This window comes from Devosia riboflavina, assembly GCF_000743575.1.
Lineage (GTDB): Bacteria > Pseudomonadota > Alphaproteobacteria > Rhizobiales > Devosiaceae > Devosia > Devosia riboflavina.
In genome coordinates this window covers 1-622 of record NZ_JQGC01000102.1, presented here as the reverse complement: position 1 = coordinate 622, position 622 = coordinate 1, and the positions used below count along the sequence as shown (strand labels likewise).

Here is a 622-nt window from a genome sequence, read left to right as displayed (position 1 = left end):
AGGACGCCGAGATCGCCAGCCAGGCGCTGGGCATCGTGCTGACCAAGCGCGGCAAGCATCTGGGCGAAGACATCCAGATGTGCGGCGTGCCGATCCATGCCGCGCAGGATTACCTCAAGAAGCTCATTGCGCTGGGCCACCGCGTCGCCGTTTGCGAGCAGGTGGAAGACCCGGCCGAGGCCAAGAAGCGCGGCTCCAAATCGGTGGTGAAGCGGGACGTGGTGCGCCTCGTGACGGCGGGCACGCTGACCGAAGACGACCTGCTGCCGGCGCGCGCCTCCAATTTCCTTGCCGCGCTTTCGATGGTGCGGCACGGGGAAGCGGATTTTGCACTGGCCTGGGCGGATGTATCGACCGGCGAGACGGCGGTGATCGACCTGCCGGCCAATGTCGTGGCGGACGAGTTGGCGCGCATCGATCCGGTCGAACTACTGGCGAGTGAAGCCACGCGCATGGCGCTGGCGGAAAACCATGTGATTTTGCCCGCGGGGCTGCTGGTCAAGGTCGACCCCGATCTCTTCGACAGCGAAAAGGCGGCCGAGCGGATCGTTGGCGCCTTTGGTGCGGAGGTGGTCGACCCTAGCGCCTATTCGCGACCGTCGCGAGCAGCGCTGGGCGCGCT

1 protein-coding gene is annotated in these 622 nt (G+C 66.4%); it reads left to right on the top strand.

Annotated features, from left to right (window positions below):
• The coding region (locus tag JP75_RS24895) for a MutS N-terminal domain-containing protein (RefSeq protein ID WP_035088046.1) at positions 1-622 on the top strand (622 nt) is incomplete at both ends.